Source organism: Streptomyces sp. NPDC020489 (assembly GCF_044386545.1).
GTDB lineage: Bacteria > Actinomycetota > Actinomycetes > Streptomycetales > Streptomycetaceae > Streptomyces.
This window is the reverse complement of the sequence record NZ_JBIRUZ010000014.1, coordinates 62,691-77,896: the sequence shown is the minus strand read 5'-3', so window position 1 is coordinate 77,896 and position 15,206 is coordinate 62,691. Positions and strand designations below refer to the sequence as shown.

The window sequence follows — 15,206 nt, the reverse complement described above, 5'->3', positions numbered from 1 at the left end:
CGTCTGGGGTGGACAGGGCGGTCGTCTGGGGTGGACAGGGCGGTCGCCTGGGGCGGGCACGGCGGTCGCCTGGGGCGGGCACGGCGGTCGTCTGGGGTGGACACGGGCCGGTCGTCTGGGGTGGGCACGGCGGTCGTCTGGGGGCGGAGACGGCGGTCGTCTGGGGTGAACAGGGCGGTCGCCTGGGGCGGGCACGGCGGTCGCCTGCGGGTGGACACGGCGGTCGCCTACAGGGACAGACGGCGCGACAGGTCCGAGACGAACACCGCGTGCGGGTCCGTCTCGGCGCGCAGTGCCCGGAAGTCGTCGAGGCGCGGGTACATCGCCGCGAGCAGCTCGGGGCGCAGCCGGGAGTCCTTGGCGAGGTAGACGCGGCCCCCGGCGGCGGCCACCTCCTCGTCCAGTTCGTCGAGGAGGGCGCCGAGGCCCGGCAGGCCCGCCGGGAGGTCCAGTGCGAGCGTCCAGCCGGGCATCGGGAAGGAGAGCCAGCCCGGGTCGCCGTCGCCGAAGCGCTTGAGGACGGCGAGGAAGGACGGGCAGCGGCGTCGTGAGAGGCGGCGCACGATCCGGCGCAGGGTCTCCTCCTGGCCGTACCCGACGACGAACTGGTACTGCACGAAACCGCCGCGGCCGTAGACGCGGTTCCAGTGGGGCACGCCGTCCAGGGGGTGGAAGAAGGCGGCGAGGCTCTGGAGTTGGCCGGTACGCGCGCGAGGCGCCTTGCGGTACCAGAGCTCGTTGAACAGGCCCACGCTGGTCCGGGTGAGCAGGCGTTCCGGGAGGTGGGCGGGCATGGCGGGGAACCGGGGGGTGCGGAAGGCCAGGGGGTCCCTTCGCGCGCGCGTGCCCAGTGCGTCCAGGGGCGCGTGGTCGCCGCGGGTCAGCACCGCGCGGCCGGTCGCCGCGCCGCGCGCGAGCAGGTCGATCCAGGCGACCGAGTAGCGGTACTGGTGGTCGGTGGCCGACAACCGGGCCATCAGGTCGTCCAGGTCCCGGGCCCGCTCGGTGTCGACCGACATCAGCGACGTCCCGACCGGCTGGAGCTGCACCGTCGCGGTCAGGATCACGCCGGTCAGGCCCATGCCGCCGGTGGTGGCGTCGAACAGGGGGGTGCCGCGGGCGACCGTGCGGATCTCCCCGTCGGCGGTGAGGAGTTCGAACGACAGGACGTGCCGCGAGAAGGATCCGGAGACGTGGTGGTTCTTGCCGTGGATGTCGGCGCCGATCGCCCCGCCGACCGTGACGTAGCGCGTGCCGGGGGACACCGGTACGAACCAGCCGAGCGGCAGCAGTACCCGCATCAGGCGGTGCAGGGAGACGCCCGCGTCGCACAGCACGGTGCCGCCCGCGGCGTCGATGGCGTGGACGCGGTCCAGGCCCGTCATGTCGAGCACCGCGCCACCGGCGTTCTGCGCGGCGTCCCCGTACGCCCGTCCCAGGCCTCTGGCGATGCCTCCGCGGGCCCCGCAGCCCCGGACGGCGGCCGCGGCCTCCTCGTAGCTCCGTGGACGGATCAGACGGGCCGTGGTGGGTGCCGTGCGGCCCCATCCCGTGACGGAAACGGTCTCGGCAGACATGCCGGTGACCGTATCGCCCTTAAGTGGGCGATGGGTTTTCAAACATCCCGAGACATACATCCTCTCCCCGAAATGGGTGATTAATGGGATGTCGCTCAATATTGCCGGAGTTATAGCCGTGTCGGCGTGAACAGTGACTCCACATGGACCCCCTCGACGACCTCGACGACATGGATCACCGAATCCTTTCGGCGCTCCGGGCGTGCGGTACCGATCCGCGCGTCGCGCGTGCCGCGCGGGCCCTGTCCCGGGCCGGCGAGCACGGGGCGCTGTGGCTCGCGGTGGGCTTCGCGGGGGCCGCAGTGGACGGCGCGCGGCGCGGCGCCTGGGTGCGGGCGACGGCCCTCACCGCGGGCGCGCACGTCGTCAGCATGGGCGTGAAAAGGGTGGTGCGTCGCCCCCGCCCCGCGCACGTCACCCCCCTCGTGCACACCCTCGGCCGGCACTCCTTCCCGAGCTCGCACGCGACCTCCGCCGCTGCCGCCGCGGTCGCCTTCGGCGCGCTGGGGGCACGCGGGGCTCGGTCCACGCCTCCTCGCCGCGCACCCCTCCCCGCAGGCGCGCTCCCCGCACCCGCCGTCCCCACCCTCGCCGCACGCGCCCTCCCTCCCCTCGCCGTCGCGATGTGCCTCTCCCGGCTGGTCGTCGGTGTCCACTACCCGTCGGACGTCGCGGCGGGCGCGGCCCTGGGGGCGCTCACGGCGTGTGCGGGCGCGCGCTGGACGAGAGGGGGAGCGGATGCCTGAGACCGCGCCGCTCACGAACAGCGCGCACCCCAACAACGCGGCGCTACTGGAGCAGCGCACGCCCCCGAGCCGCACCCCACCACCCCGGGACGGCTCCCTCCTGGGAGGGCTCGTCAGGACCGCCCGTCCCAAGCAGTGGGTCAAGAACATCCTCGTCATCGCCGCGCCGGCCGCAGCGGGACAGCTCTTCACCACGCACGCCCTCACCCGACTCGCCCTGGTCTTCGCCCTGTTCACGGCCTGCGCCGCCGCGATCTACCTGATCAACGACGCCCGCGACGCCGAGGCCGACCGCGCCCACCCCACCAAACGCCACCGCCCGGTCGCCGCCGGCCAGGTCCCCGTGCCCCTCGCGTACGCCGTGGGAGTCACCCTGGGCGCCCTCGCGCTCTCCGCGGCCGTCTGGCTCACCCCGCCCCTCGTCCCGGCGCTGCTGACCGCCTATCTGGGCATGCAACTGGCGTACTGCGTCAGCCTCAAGCACGTCCTCGTCGTCGACCTGGTCGTCGTCACGACCGGGTTCCTGATGCGGGCGATGGTCGGCGGGCTGGCGCTCGGCATCCCGCTGTCGCGCTGGTTCCTGATCACCACCGGCTTCGGGGCGCTGTTCATGGTGGCGGCCAAGCGCTACTCGGAAGCGGTGCAGATGGCCGGGAAGGCGGGCGCCACGCGCGCGTTGCTCACCGAGTACACCCCCGGGTACCTGCGGTTCGTCTGGCAGCTGGCGGCCGGGGTCGCCGTCCTCGGGTACTGCCTGTGGGCACTGGAGGAGGGCGGGGCGCACACCGGCCTGCTGCCGTGGCGCCAGCTGTCCGTGGTCGCGTTCATCCTCGCGGTCCTGCGCTACGCCGTCTTCGCCGACCGCGGCACGGCCGGCGAACCCGAGGAGGTCGTCCTCGGCGACCGGGCCCTCGCGCTGGTCGGCCTGGTCTGGCTCGCCATGTACGGGCTGGCGGTGGCCCATTGGTGAGCACACGCGCGTGCACCCGCTCCCCGCGCGCCCGCACCCGCTCCCCGCGCGCGTGCCCCCGCCCCACACGCCAGTCCACCCGCTCCACACGCGCGTGCACCCGCTCCCGGGGTACCCGCACCGTGGTCTTCCGAATGTTCGGCACCGAGGTCATCGAGGGCAGAGTCGGATCATGGACTGGCTGAAGAAACTCCCCGTGGTGGGGCCCGCCGTGGCCCGGCTGATGGTCACGCACGCGTGGCGGTCGTACGAGCGTCTGGACCGGGTGAAGTGGACGCGGCTCGCCGCCGCGATGACGTTCATCAGCTTCGTCGCGCTGTTCCCGCTGCTGACCGTGGCCGCCGCGGTCGCCGCCGCGACCCTCAGCACCCAGCAGCAGAACAAGCTGGAGGACAAGATCGCCGACCAGGTGCCCGGCATCTCCGAGCAGCTGAACATCGACGGCCTGGTCGCGAACGCCGGCACGGTCGGTCTCATCGCCGGCGCCGTCCTGCTGTTCACCGGCATCGGCTGGGTCGGCTCCATGCGCGAGTGTCTGCGCGCGGTGTGGGAGCTCCCGGACGAGGAGGAGAACCCGCTGCTGAGCAAGGCCAAGGACGCGGGCGTGCTGCTCGGCCTCGGCGGCGCGCTGCTCGTCACGATCGCCGCGTCCACCGTCGGCTCCGCCCTGGTCGGCTGGATCAGTGACGAGATCGGCATCGACCGGGAGGGCTGGGGCGCGGTCCTGCTGCGCACCGCCGCGTTCCTGATCGCCGTACTCGCCGACTTCCTGCTGCTGCTCTACGCCCTCACCCTGTTGCCCGGCGTCCAGCCGCAGCGCCGCCGGCTGCTGGTGGCGGCGCTGATCGGCGCGGTCGGCTTCGAGCTGCTGAAGCTGCTGCTGAGCGGCTACATGCAGGGCGTGGCCGCGAAGAGCATGTACGGCGCGTTCGGGGTGCCGGTCGCCCTGCTGCTGTGGATCAACTTCACCTCGAAGCTGGTGCTGTTCTGCGCCGCCTGGACGGCGACGCAGAGCAAGGAGGACGAGCTGCCCGGGCTCAGCGCCGACGACGTACCAGATCCGGCAGCGGCCACCGGCGGTTGACCAGGAACGCGCCCGCGGCCAGCAGCACCAGCACGCCGCCGGTGATCGCGAGCGCGACGCCGATGCCGCCGGAGCTCTTCTCTACCCCGGCGGCCACCGGCTTGCCCGCGTCGGACGCGGAGGCGGACGCCGAGGCGCCGCCGGCCTGGCCGCTGTCGTTCGACTCCGGCTGGGCGCTCGACCGCGCACCCTTCGGCGCCACCAGCTCACCCACCGGCTCGACCTTCCCCGCGGCCTTGAAGCCCCAGTCGAAGAGCTTGGCGGTCTCCTTGTAGACCTCGTTGTGCTCGTCCTTCTCAGGGTTCATCACGGTGACCAGCAGCACCTTGCCGCCGCGCTCCGCGACCCCGGTGAAGGTCGCGCCCGCGTTGGTGGTGTTGCCGTTCTTGACGCCCGCGATGCCCGGGTAGACGTCGATGTCGGAGTCACCGGCCAGCAGCCTGTTGGTGTTGCGGATCTCGAAGGACCCGCGGACCGTCTTGCCCTTCTTGGTCTTCTTCGTCTCGCCGGGGAACTTCGCCGTGACGGTCGAGCAGTACTCGCGGAAGTCCTTCTTCTGAAGTCCGGAGCGGGCGAACAGCGTCAGGTCGTACGCGCTCGACACCTGGCCCTCGGCGTCGTAGCCGTCGGGGCTGACCACCGTGGTGTCGAGGGCCTGGAGCTCCTCGGCGTGGGCGTTCATCTCGGCGACCGTGTTCTTCACGCCGCCGTTCATCGCGGACAGCACGTGCACGGCGTCGTTGCCGGACTGAAGGAACACCCCGAGCCACAGGTCGTGGACGGTGTAGCTCTCGTCCTCCTTTATCCCCACCATGCTGGAGCCGGCGCCGACGCCCGCCAGGTCGGAGGGGACCACCCGGTGCTTGAGCGTGCTGGGGAACTTCGGCAGGACGGTGTCGGCGAACAGCATCTTCAGGGTGCTCGCCGGGGCCAGCCGCCAGTGGGAGTTGTGGGCGGCCAGCACGTCCCCGGACTCGGCGTCCGCCACGATCCACGAGCGCGCGCTGAGGTCCTTGGGCAGCACCGGCACGCCGCTCGCCAGGTTCACCTGCGTCCCGGCCTGCCCGAGCCGGGCGCCGCCGACGGTCGACATGGCCGCGGGGGGTGTGGCCGAGGGGGAGGCCGAACCGGAGGGCTTCGGACCGGGGGCCGCGAAGGCGGGGGCGGCGGTGAGCGCGAAGGACGTCAGGGTGGCGGAAACGACCAGCAGGGAGCGCCTGGCGGTCTTCAGGGGTGCGGGCACGAGCGGAAACGTACATGCCGGGGGCCGGGAAGTCCCGTCGGCCGCCCCACCCCGGACGCGGAACCGGACACCTGGCGGAGATACTGGGCGTATGAAGCTCAGCCGCCCCGTCTCCTGGTTCCTGCTCGCCTTCGGGGTGTGGAGCTGGGTCATCTGGATCACTTTCGTCAAGAATCTCGTCAAGGACGGCAGCGGGCTCGCGTTCGACGACGCGGGCGACCCGACCGCGTACTTCTGGGTGCACCTGCTGCTCGCCGTCGTGTCCTTCGTATTGGGGACGGTCGTCGGGGGCATCGGGTTGCGCGGAGTGCGCGCACTGCGCCGGACGTCATAGCCGGCGACCGGTCGGCAGCAGGTCCGCGTCCAACCGACAACAAAGGGATACGACTTCGTGGTCTTCGTCTTCGCGCTGCTCGCCCTGGGCGTTCTGGTCGCGGGCAACTGGTATGTGTGGCGCCGGTTGTTCCGTGACACCACCGAGCGTCCGGGAGGGTTGCGCCGCGCGGGCGCCGCGCTGATCGCGGGCGGCTGGCTGATGGCGGTCGCTGCCCTGGTGGCCGAACGCGCCGGCGCGCCGTTCTGGCTCCAGCGCGTACTGGCGTGGCCCGGCTTCCTGTGGCTCGCGCTGTCGATCTACCTGCTGCTCGGTGTGGTGGCCGGTGAGGTCCTACGACCCCTGCTGCGCCGCCTCCTCGAACGGCGGGACCGGCGCCGGGCGTCCGCCGAGGCGCCCCTGCCGCGACCGGAACCCGTACCGGTGGGCGCGTCCCCGGAGGAGCCGCTGGAGGCCGCCGCGCACGGCACCGTGGAATCCGAGGCGGGCAAGCCCCCTGAGGAGCCGCGGGAAGCCGCCTCGCACGGCACCGGGGCGTCCGCTGCGGCAGGCGCCCCGGGGACGCCGCCGCCCTCCCGTCGCCTCTTCGTCTCCCGGGTCGCGGCCGGTGCCGCGGCCGCTGCCGCGCTCGGCACCGTCGGGTACGGGACGTACGGCGTGCTGCGGGGGCCGAAGGTCAAGCGGGTGACCGTACCGCTGGCCAAGCTGCCGCGCGCGGCGCACGGTTACCGCATCGCCGTGGTGAGCGACATCCACCTCGGGCCCGTCCTCGGCCGCGGTTTCGCGCAGACGGTCGTCGACACCATCAACTCCACCCAGCCCGACCTGATCGCGGTCGTCGGCGACCTGGTCGACGGCAGCGTGAAGGACCTCGGCCCCGCCGCGGCCCCTCTCGCCGGACTGCGCGCCAGGCACGGCACGTTCTTCGTCACCGGCAACCACGAGTACTTCTCCGGCGCCGAGCAGTGGGTGCGGGAGGTGCGGCGGCTCGGCATGCGCCCGCTGGAGAACGACCGCACGGAACTGCCGTACTTCGACCTGGCCGGCGTCAACGACATCGCGGGCGAGAGCGAGGGGCAGGGCCCCGACTTCGCCAGGGCGCTCGGCGACCGGGACACGGCACGCGCGTGCGTGCTCCTCGCCCACCAGCCGGTCCAGATCCACGACGCCGTCGACCACGGCGTGGACCTCCAGCTCTCCGGCCACACCCACGGCGGTCAGCTCTGGCCCGGCAACGTCGTCGCGGCCGCCGCGAACCCGACCGTCGCGGGGCTGGAACGGTACGGCGACACCCAGCTCTACGTCAGCCGCGGCGCCGGCGCCTGGGGGCCGCCGACCCGGGTGGGCGCCCCGTCGGACATCACGGTGATCGAGCTGGCGTCACGGCAGGCCTGACGGGGGCGGCGCACCTGGATCGCGCACCTGGACCCGGAGGGGTGCGCCGGACCCTCGGCCGCACTCCGCCCGACCGCATGAGCCGATCACGCGGGATCGACATTCGCCGGAGTGACGCGGGGTAACACCCTTACGCGGCACCATGTGACGGAGGTGTGCGCGGGGTGAGGAGCAATCGTGTTGAGACGCAACTCCTTCCGGCTGCCCCGGCATCCGGCGTCCGTCGGTCTCGCCCGGCGCCGGGTACGGGACCATCTGGCCGACTGGGGGCACGGGACCGACGACCCGGCCCTGGCCGACGCCGTCCTGCTGGTGTCCGAGCTGGCCACCAACGTCGTACGCCACGGGCTCCTGCTGGAGCGTGAGTTCGAGGTCGCGGTGACCGCGCTGGCCGACGGCTCCTGCCTCATAGAGGTCTCCGACGAGGGGCGGCTGGAGCCGCGGCTCAGGGTGGTCGGCGAGTTCGAGGAGGCCGGCCGGGGACTGCACCTGGTGGAGAACATCGCCGCCGCGTGGGGCGTGTGGAGCCGGGGCCGGCACGGCAAGACCATCTGGGCCCTGGTGCCGGCCCACGCCTGATGGCGCCGGTGGGGCCCCGACTAGGCCCGCGTCGGCACGACAGACCATCTGAGCCTTGGTCCCGGCCCACGTCTGACGGCGCCGGTGGGGCCCCGACTAGGCCCGCGTCGGCACGGCAGACCATCTGAGCCTTGGTCCCGGCCCACGTCTGACGGCGCCGGTGGGGCCCCGACTACGCCCGCGCCGGCACGGCAAGACCATCTGGGCCCTGGTGCCAGCCCACACCTGACAGAGCCGGTGCGGTCCCCGATCACGCCCGCGCCGGCAGCAGGACCGTCACCGCCATCCCCTCGCCCGGTGCCGTGCGGACCGCCACCCGGCCGCCGTGGGCCTCGACCACCCCCTGCACGATCGCCATGCCGAGCCCGCTGCCCGCGCCCCCGCCGGCCCGGAAGAACCGGTCGAAGACGCGCGCGGCGTCCTCCTCGCGGAGCCCGGGTCCCTCGTCCTCGACGTACAGCCGCACCACCCCGTCCGCCCGCTCCACCCCGAGCCGCACCGGCACGTCGGCCGGCGTGTGGGTGCGCACGTTGCCCACCAGGTTGCCCAGCACCTGCCGCAGCCCCGACTCGTCGGCCCGCACCAGCAGCGAACCCCCGGCGTCCACACCGACGGGCCGGTCCGGCTGCTGCACCCGCAGATCCTCGGCGGCGTCCCGCACCAGACGGCTCAGGTCCACGTTGCGCAGGCGCAGCTCGGGCTGCTGGTCGAGGCGGGCGAGCATGAGCAGCTCGTCGACGAGCCGGCCCATCCGGTCCGTCTCCGCCAGCACCCGCTCCCAGGCCCGCTTGCGCTCGGCCTCCTCGCGCAGCATGCCCTTGTCGTACAGCTGGAGGTAGCCGCGTATCGCCGACAGCGGGGTGCGCAGCTCGTGCGAGGCGTCGGCGACGAAGCGGCGCAGCTGGGACGCGCTGTCCTCGCGCGTGCGGTACGCCGACTCCACCTGCTGGAGCATGGAGTTGAGGGCGACCCGCAGCTGCTCCACCTCCAGCGTCGCCTCCCGGCTGGAGGGCACCCGCCGGGTGAGGTCCCCCTCGGCTATCGCCGACGAGGTCTCCACCATGTCCTCCAGCGGCCGCATCCGGCGCCGCACACTGAACATCGTCAGACACGCCAGCAGCACCAGCAGCAGCGTGCCGATGGCGAGATCGAGCTTGACGGCCTTGCCGACGCCCCGGTGGACGGCCTCGGTGGAGGTGGCCAGCAGGACGTACGTGCCGTCGGCGAGGGGGACCGCGGTCGCCCGGTAGGCGTCACCGCGCACGCGGACGTCGTGCGGCTCGGTGTCGGCGGCCAGCGCGCGCGGGTCGCCCACGGCGGACGCGAGGTCCCGCTGGACGTCGCTCGGCGTGTACCCGGCCAGGGTGAGCGTCCCGCCCCGCTCGTCGACGAGCGTGAGCAGCTCGTCCGGCCGGGGGTCCGTCACGCTCTGCCGCATGAACTGCTCGCGCACGATCGCCAGCTCGCTCAGGCCCTCGATCATCTCCAGGGTGAGCTGCGAACCGCCGAGCGACTTGCGGGTCTGGGAGAGTTCGCCGTCGATCTGGTCGAGCAGGTAGTACCGCATGCCCATCACGCTCACCGCGGTCGCCGCGACGATGCCGAGCGCCAGCACCACCACGTTGGCCAGCGTCAGCCGGGCGCGCAGCGAGTGCCGCGACAGGGAGCGCGGAAACCTCATGCGAGCCCGTATCCGACGCCGCGCCGGGTGGTGATGACCGGCGGCCCGAGCGCGTCCAGCTTGCGCCGCAGATAGCTGATGTAGGTCTCCACGACGGTCGACTCGGCCGGCGCGTGCTCGTACTGCCAGACGTGGCGCAGGAGTTGCTCCTTGGACACGATCCGGCCGCCGTTGCGCACCAGGAACCGCAGCAGCGCGTACTCGGTGGGGGTCAGCTCCACGGTCCGCCCCGCGCGGTGCACGCTGTACGTCGTCTCGTCCAGCTCCAGGTCGCCGTAGGTCAGCGGCGGCCGCTGCGGCAGCACGTCGGCGCGCCGGGTGCGGCGCAGGACGGCGGTGACCCGGGCGACGACCTCGTCGATGTTGAACGGCTTGGTGATGTAGTCGTCGCCGAAGCCGAGGGCGCCGACGATCTCGCCGGGCGCGTCGCGCGCGGTGAGGAAGACCAGCGCCAGGTCGGGCTGTTCGTCGCGCAGCCGGCGGCCGAGAGCGCGGCCGTCGCCGTCGGGCAGCATGACGTCGAGCAGCGCCACGTCCGGCCGGGTGCGCTCGGCGAGCGACAGGGCCTCGCGGACGGTGCCCGCGATCATCACCTCGAAGCGGTGGTAGCGCAGCGCGATGGCGAGGACGTCCGCGATGCTCTCCTCGTCCTCCACGACCAGCACGGTGCCAGAAGCCGTCGTCATGCCCCCAGTATCGGCGGCGCCACTGACAGCCGGGGGCCTCGGCGCTTTGGAGTTCCTTGAGAGTCGCTCGCCCGCGGTGTCCACGGGCGCGTGCCGGAGCCAATCCTGGTGCCCAGGACCTGGGGGACCAACCGACGACCGACTGGGGAGTGTTGTTTCGTGGCGGCATTGGCACGGTGGTGCTATCGACACCGGCTGGTGGTCCTGTTCTTGTGGCTGGGGGCCGTTTTCGGTCTGGGCTTCGCGGGTTCGTCCGCGGGCACGGACTACGCGAACGAGTTCTCCCTCCCGGACACGGACTCCAAGCGCGCGTACGACCTGATGGAGAAGGCCTTCCCGCAGAGCGCGGGCGACACTGACACCGTGGTGTGGAAGGTCGACGAGGGTTCTGTCCGGGACGACTCCGTACGGTCCCGGATCGAACCCGCGCTCAAGAAGATCGGCGCGATGAAGGGGGTCGGCGAGGTCACCGACCCGTACGCGGCGGGCGGGGCGGCGCAGATCAGTGAGAACGGTCGGATCGCCTACGCCCAGGTGACCTTCGTCGAGCAGGCCAACGCCGTACCCAAGGAACTCGTCGAGGACGTCGTCGACACCGCCCAGGCGGCCGAACGTGACGGGCTCCAGGTCGAGTTGGGCGGGCAGGCGATCACCCGCACCCAGGAGCCGCCGACCGGGATCGCCGAGATGGTCGGCATCGTCGCCGCGGCGATCGTGCTCTTCCTGGCCTTCGGTTCGCTCTTCGCGATGCTGCTGCCCCTCGTGGTCGCCATCGCCGCCCTCGGCACCGGACTGTCGGTGACCTCGCTGCTCAGCCACGTCACCGACGTACCCGAAGTGGCGCCACTGCTCGGCTCGTTGATCGGCCTCGGCGTCGGCATCGACTACGCCCTGTTCATCGTGACCCGGCACCGGCGGGGCATCCTGCGCGGCATGAAGCCCGAGGACTCGGCGGTCACCGCCCTCAACACCTCGGGCCGCGCGGTGCTGTTCGCGGGCGGCACGGTGTGCATCGCGCTCGCCGGCATGCTGGTGATGAACATGCGCTTCCTGGACGGCGTGGTCATCGCGACCTCGCTGACCGTGGTGCTGAGCGTGCTGGCCGCGGTCACCCTGCTGCCCGCGCTCCTCGGCCTGCTCGGCATGCGCGTCCTCAGCCGCCGCCAGCGGCGCAGGCTCGCCGCGAGCGGACCGGAGCCGGAGCACACGAGCGGCCTCGCCGCGCGCTGGTCGGCCCAGGTCGAGAAGCGCCCGCGTGCGATCGCCGGGCTCGCCCTCGTGGTCATGCTGTTCCTGGCGCTGCCCGTGCTGTCGATCCGGCTCGGCGCCACCGACCAGGGCAACCACCAGGAGTCGACGACCACCCGGCAGGCCTACGACCTGCTCGCCGAGGGCTTCGGCCCCGGCTTCAACGGCCCGCTCCAGGTGGTCGTCTCCGAGGGCGACGCCCAGGGGCTCGTGTCGCGCATCGAGGCCACCGAGGGCGTGGCGCGGGTGGCCGCCGTACCGCCCGCCAACGGTGTCACGCTCATCCAGGTCGTCCCGACGACCTCACCGCAGTCGGAGAAGACCGACCAGCTCATCGACCGGCTGCGCGACGAGGTGATCCCCGCCTCCGGCGCCGAGGCCCACGTCGGCGGCGTCACGGCCGTCTTCAAGGACTTCGCGGCCGTGACCGGCGAGCGGCTGCCGTACTTCGTCGCGGCGATCATCACGCTCGGCTTCCTGCTCCTGCTGGTCGCCTTCCGCTCGCTGGTGGTCCCGCTGACCGCGGCCCTGATGAACCTGATCGCCGCGGCCGCGTCCTTCGGCGTCCTGGTGGCGATCTTCCAGTGGGGCTGGGGCACGGAGCTCATCGGCATCGGCAAGGAGGGCCCGATCACCGCGTTCCTGCCGGTCATCATGCTCTCCCTGCTCTTCGGCCTCTCGATGGACTACCAGGTCTTCCTGGTGAGCCGGATGCACGAGGAGTGGGTGCACACCAAGGACAACGCGCGCGCGGTCCGGGTGGGTCTCGCGGAGACCAGCCGGGTCATCAACTGCGCGGCCCTGATCATGATCTGCGTGTTCTCGGCGTTCGTCCTCAGCGGTGACATGGAGGGCGCGATGGCGGGCATCGGCCTCGCCGCCGCGGTCGCCCTGGACGCGTTCATCCTGCGCACGGCACTGGTGCCGGCCGCCATGCACCTGCTCGGCACGTCCAACTGGTGGCTGCCGGAGGGGCTGGAGAAGCGGCTGCCGCATCTCGCGGTCGAGCCGAAGGAGGAGGCCCTCGCACCGGCCGCCGAGGCCACCGGCGGCCCCGCCTCGGCCGTCCACGGGTTCGTCCGGGACACCGACGGCGAGCCGGTCGCGGGCGCCGCGGTGACGCTGCTGTCCAAGGGCGGCCGCCAGCTGGACCGGGTGGTGACCCTGGCGGACGGCTCGTACATCGTCTCGGTCCCGGCGCCGGGCACCTATCTCCTGGCGGCCTCGGCGTCCTCGTACGCCACGCGCGCGGGGCACGTCGTCGTCGGCGAGGGCCCGCTGGTGTACGACGTGGAGCTGGCCGAGGGGGAGCTGGACGCGGTGAACTGAGGGGGTTCCAGGGGGTTCTAGGGGGTGCTGCCGGGGTCCGGGCCAGGTTTCCCGCCGGGGTCCGGCAGCATCTTCGTCATCCCCGGCAGGAAGTCCGTGAACAGCTCGTGCACCTCGCGGACGAGGGGCCTGAGCACCCGGAACCGGGCGAGCGCGACCCCGCGCGCGGTGAGCCTCGCCCCGCGTGCGGCGAGCCGGTAGCTGCGCTCGCGCCCCTCGGTCCGGTCGAAGATCCAGTAGAGCACCAGCCCCATCTGGGAGAGCCACATCAGCTCGGGCAGCACGTCCCGCAGCTCCTCCGGCACCTTGGTCCTGGCGCCGGCCAGCACCTCGCGGTGGACGCTGATCGCCTCCACGCGCGCGTGCTCCGCCTCGGGCGAGAAGGGACTGAGCGGACTGTCCGGGTCGGCCGCGTTCTTGAAGAACTGCACCGCGAACTCGTGGTACGGCGTGGCGATGTCCAGCCACGCCCGCAGCACGCCCGCGAGCCGCGCCTCCAGGTCGGTCTCCCGCGCCAGGACCTCGCGGACCGCCACCTGGTGCTCGGCGGCGATCCGGTCGTAGAAGCCCTGGATCAGGTGCTCCTTGCCCTCGAAGTAGTAGTACGCGTTCCCGACCGAGACCCCGGCCTCCTTGGCGATGGCCCGCATGGTCGTCTTGTCGTAGCCGCGCTCCCGGAACAGCCGCATGGCCGTCTCCAGGATCAGGGCACGGGTCTGTTCGGACTTGCTGGGCGAGCCGCCGTGGTCCTTGCCGGGCGTACCGCCCTCTTCTTTGCCGGGTGTACCGCCCTGGTCCTTGCCGGGCGTACCGCCCTCTTCGTTCGTCGCGGGCACGGAACGAGAGCCTAACGGGCCGCCTCTAGGGTCGACGCCCCAGCTCCGGGCGCTTGGCGTAGTCCGTGAGGCCGAGGACGTTGCCCCAGGGGTCGGCGATCTCGACGGTCCAGCCGGTGGCCACGGAGAAGGGCTCGTCCAGCAGCGCGATCCCCGCGGCACGCAGTTCCCGTGCCGCCACGCGCGCGTCCGGCACCTCCATCCAGACGCGCGGGGCGGGCCACGGCGGCGGACGGTGCCCGAACCCCTCCTCCTGCCGGAGCAGGATCCCCGGTGTCTCGCCCCCGACCTTCAGCAGCGCGATGCCGGCCTCGTCGAGCCGGAACGCCACCACGAACCCGGCGCGCTCGTAGAACCCGACGGCCTCGCCGAGGTCGCCCACGGCCAGCAGGACGTTGTCGAAACCGAGCAGCTCGTACGACTGTTCATCTGACATGCCATCAGATTAGGTGCGGGGGCGGTGGTTGCCGCAGAGCCCGGCGACGGGGTCACTCATTGGGCCGAGAAGCGGCCGCCCGCCTCGGTACGCTGAGCCGTCGTCAGTGCCGTGGGGGCCAAGGGGGCGGAAATGGTGGTGGAGGCAGAGACCTTCCTCGACGAAGTGCGGTCGGCCTTCGCGGACGTCGCCGCGAGACTCGGCCTCGACGGTCCGGGAGAGGGGGACCGGGACCGGCACCTCGCCGTCGCGACCTACACGGGTTCCGGGGTGCGCTACCGGGTCGTCCTCGGGCTGTGGGACGGGGACGTGGAGACACACGTCTGCCGTGCGACCGGGGCGACCGAGTGCAAGGTCGGCATCGGGAAGCTGGCGCTCGCCGCGGGACTGGCCGAGGGGCGTGTCCCGTTCGGCGCCCGCGGTCTCCGCCAGCTGCGCAAGTCCCTCGCCGCGCAGGCGCGTTACGTCGAACTCGTGCATCCGCTGGTCTCCGGCGCCCCGGAGCCGGCCGTCGCGCTGATGCGGGCCGCCGGAGCCCGGGAGTGGAGCCGGCCCGCCCTGCGGTGACGGGGGGCCGGGGCCGGGGCCGGGGCCGTTGTCAGTGGCGGACCGTACTGTCGACGGCATGGGAATCGTGACGTTCGTCGACGAGACGACCAGCGGGGGCCGGAGCGGCGGCTGGGGCCTGGAGATCGCCGAGGAACGGCTCAGCGTCCGGGAGTTGATCCGACGCCGGGTCTTCCAGGAGGTCGCCGAGTACCACGCCGGCCTGCCCGGCGTCTTCCAGGGACTGGTCCAGCCCGAGGACACCGAGCGCGTCCGGAGCGGCTACGCCCTGCGCACGCCCCGCCGGATGGACCCCGAGAAGCAGACCGCGCTGGCGCTCAGGGCCTTCGCGGGCAACGGCTTCCTGGTGCTCGTCGGCGACCGCCAGGTCACCGAGCTCGACGAGGAGGTCGAGCTGACGCCCGGCACCGAGGTCACCTTCCTGAAGCTCGTCGCGCTGGTGGGGGGATGAGAAGGCCCCGCCTTCCGGTGCGCACCGGAAAGCGGGGCCCTCGC

15 protein-coding genes are annotated in these 15,206 nt (G+C 72.6%); 9 read left to right on the top strand and 6 right to left on the bottom strand.

The window, feature by feature from the left end; translation table 11 throughout:
• Nucleotides 1–227 precede the first annotated feature (227 nt).
• A complete protein-coding gene (locus ACH41F_RS32015; RefSeq protein WP_398838632.1) occupies nt 228–1,577 on the bottom strand; it encodes an FAD-binding protein in 1,350 nt (449 codons plus the stop codon).
• 143 nt (nt 1,578–1,720) lie between these two features.
• Between ACH41F_RS32015 and ACH41F_RS32010 the strand changes: the two genes are divergently transcribed.
• The 3 genes from ACH41F_RS32010 to ACH41F_RS32000 all read left to right on the top strand — a co-directional run bounded on the left by ACH41F_RS32010 (nt 1,721) and on the right by ACH41F_RS32000 (nt 4,377).
• Nucleotides 1,721–2,323 carry a phosphatase PAP2 family protein gene (locus ACH41F_RS32010; protein ID WP_391234661.1) on the top strand — a complete coding sequence of 201 codons (603 nt, stop codon included), beginning with the start codon at nt 1,721–1,723 and terminating at the stop codon, nt 2,321–2,323.
• Nucleotides 2,316–3,293 (top strand): decaprenyl-phosphate phosphoribosyltransferase, encoded by a 978-nt coding sequence (locus ACH41F_RS32005; protein ID WP_398838630.1) that lies wholly within the window; start codon nt 2,316–2,318, stop codon nt 3,291–3,293. Before ACH41F_RS32010 ends, ACH41F_RS32005 begins: the two co-directional genes overlap by 8 nt.
• A 172-nt stretch (nt 3,294–3,465) precedes the next feature.
• Nucleotides 3,466–4,377 (top strand): YhjD/YihY/BrkB family envelope integrity protein, encoded by a 912-nt coding sequence (locus tag ACH41F_RS32000; protein ID WP_391234664.1) that lies wholly within the window; start codon nt 3,466–3,468, stop codon nt 4,375–4,377.
• Here the strand turns inward: ACH41F_RS32000 and ACH41F_RS31995 are convergent.
• Nucleotides 4,331–5,620: a D-alanyl-D-alanine carboxypeptidase family protein gene (locus tag ACH41F_RS31995; RefSeq protein ID WP_391234666.1), complete on the bottom strand. Its 1,290-nt coding sequence runs from the start codon at nt 5,618–5,620 to the stop codon at nt 4,331–4,333. The genes ACH41F_RS32000 and ACH41F_RS31995 overlap by 47 nt on opposite strands.
• A gap of 91 nt (nt 5,621–5,711) precedes the next feature.
• Here ACH41F_RS31995 and ACH41F_RS31990 point away from each other — a divergent pair, with 91 nt between their 5' ends.
• The 3 genes from ACH41F_RS31990 (at nt 5,712) to ACH41F_RS31980 (ending at nt 7,928) form a co-directional block, all read left to right on the top strand.
• On the top strand, nt 5,712–5,954 hold the full coding sequence (locus ACH41F_RS31990) for an SCO4848 family membrane protein (RefSeq protein WP_289922017.1): 243 nt from the start codon (nt 5,712–5,714) through the stop codon (nt 5,952–5,954).
• 57 nt (nt 5,955–6,011) lie between these two features.
• Nucleotides 6,012–7,349, top strand: a complete 1,338-nt coding sequence (locus ACH41F_RS31985) for a metallophosphoesterase (protein ID WP_398838628.1) — start codon at nt 6,012–6,014, stop codon at nt 7,347–7,349.
• A gap of 177 nt (nt 7,350–7,526) precedes the next feature.
• On the top strand, nt 7,527–7,928 hold the full coding sequence (locus ACH41F_RS31980; RefSeq protein WP_398838627.1) for an ATP-binding protein: 402 nt from the start codon (nt 7,527–7,529) through the stop codon (nt 7,926–7,928).
• Between the two features lie 250 nt (nt 7,929–8,178).
• On the opposite strand, the gene ACH41F_RS31975 is transcribed toward ACH41F_RS31980, so the two are convergent.
• The gene (locus tag ACH41F_RS31975) at nt 8,179–9,609 is read right to left on the bottom strand and encodes an ATP-binding protein (RefSeq protein WP_391234673.1); all 1,431 of its coding nucleotides are present in this window, start codon (nt 9,607–9,609) and stop codon (nt 8,179–8,181) included.
• A complete protein-coding gene (locus tag ACH41F_RS31970) occupies nt 9,606–10,295 on the bottom strand; it encodes a winged helix-turn-helix domain-containing protein (protein ID WP_391234675.1) in 690 nt (229 codons plus the stop codon). The genes ACH41F_RS31975 and ACH41F_RS31970 overlap by 4 nt, the downstream gene beginning before the upstream one ends.
• 168 nt (nt 10,296–10,463) lie before the next feature.
• Between ACH41F_RS31970 and ACH41F_RS31965 the strand changes: the two genes are divergently transcribed.
• A complete protein-coding gene (locus ACH41F_RS31965) occupies nt 10,464–12,872 on the top strand; it encodes an MMPL family transporter (RefSeq protein ID WP_391234972.1) in 2,409 nt (802 codons plus the stop codon).
• Nucleotides 12,873–12,889: 17 nt separating this feature from the next.
• Here the strand turns inward: ACH41F_RS31965 and ACH41F_RS31960 are convergent, their stop codons facing one another.
• Complete coding sequence (locus tag ACH41F_RS31960) at nt 12,890–13,708, bottom strand: TetR family transcriptional regulator (RefSeq protein WP_398838626.1); 819 nt, start codon at nt 13,706–13,708, stop codon at nt 12,890–12,892.
• Between the two features lie 25 nt (nt 13,709–13,733).
• Nucleotides 13,734–14,144 (bottom strand): VOC family protein, encoded by a 411-nt coding sequence (locus ACH41F_RS31955; RefSeq protein ID WP_391234678.1) that lies wholly within the window; start codon nt 14,142–14,144, stop codon nt 13,734–13,736.
• A 132-nt stretch (nt 14,145–14,276) separates the two neighbouring features.
• On the opposite strand from ACH41F_RS31955, the gene ACH41F_RS31950 reads away from it, so the two are divergent.
• A complete protein-coding gene (locus ACH41F_RS31950) occupies nt 14,277–14,711 on the top strand; it encodes a hypothetical protein (protein ID WP_391234680.1) in 435 nt (144 codons plus the stop codon).
• Between the two features lie 58 nt (nt 14,712–14,769).
• Nucleotides 14,770–15,162, top strand: coding sequence for a hypothetical protein (locus ACH41F_RS31945; protein WP_391234682.1), 393 nt, complete (start codon nt 14,770–14,772; stop codon nt 15,160–15,162).
• Nucleotides 15,163–15,206 lie beyond the last annotated feature (44 nt).

Excerpts from the sequence above, each read along its gene's own strand:
- ACH41F_RS32015 (WP_398838632.1), bottom strand. The coding sequence starts at position 1,577 with ATGTCTGCCGAGACCGTTTCCGTCACGGGATGGGGCCGCACGGCACCC.
- ACH41F_RS32010 (WP_391234661.1), top strand. The coding sequence starts at position 1,721 with ATGGACCCCCTCGACGACCTCGACGACATGGATCACCGAATCCTTTCG.
- ACH41F_RS32005 (WP_398838630.1), top strand. The coding sequence starts at position 2,316 with ATGCCTGAGACCGCGCCGCTCACGAACAGCGCGCACCCCAACAACGCG.
- ACH41F_RS32000 (WP_391234664.1), top strand. The coding sequence starts at position 3,466 with ATGGACTGGCTGAAGAAACTCCCCGTGGTGGGGCCCGCCGTGGCCCGG.
- ACH41F_RS31990 (WP_289922017.1), top strand. The coding sequence starts at position 5,712 with ATGAAGCTCAGCCGCCCCGTCTCCTGGTTCCTGCTCGCCTTCGGGGTG.
- ACH41F_RS31975 (WP_391234673.1), bottom strand. The coding sequence starts at position 9,609 with ATGAGGTTTCCGCGCTCCCTGTCGCGGCACTCGCTGCGCGCCCGGCTG.
- ACH41F_RS31970 (WP_391234675.1), bottom strand. The coding sequence starts at position 10,295 with ATGACGACGGCTTCTGGCACCGTGCTGGTCGTGGAGGACGAGGAGAGC.
- ACH41F_RS31955 (WP_391234678.1), bottom strand. The coding sequence starts at position 14,144 with ATGTCAGATGAACAGTCGTACGAGCTGCTCGGTTTCGACAACGTCCTG.
- ACH41F_RS31950 (WP_391234680.1), top strand. The coding sequence starts at position 14,277 with ATGGTGGTGGAGGCAGAGACCTTCCTCGACGAAGTGCGGTCGGCCTTC.
- ACH41F_RS31945 (WP_391234682.1), top strand. The coding sequence starts at position 14,770 with ATGGGAATCGTGACGTTCGTCGACGAGACGACCAGCGGGGGCCGGAGC.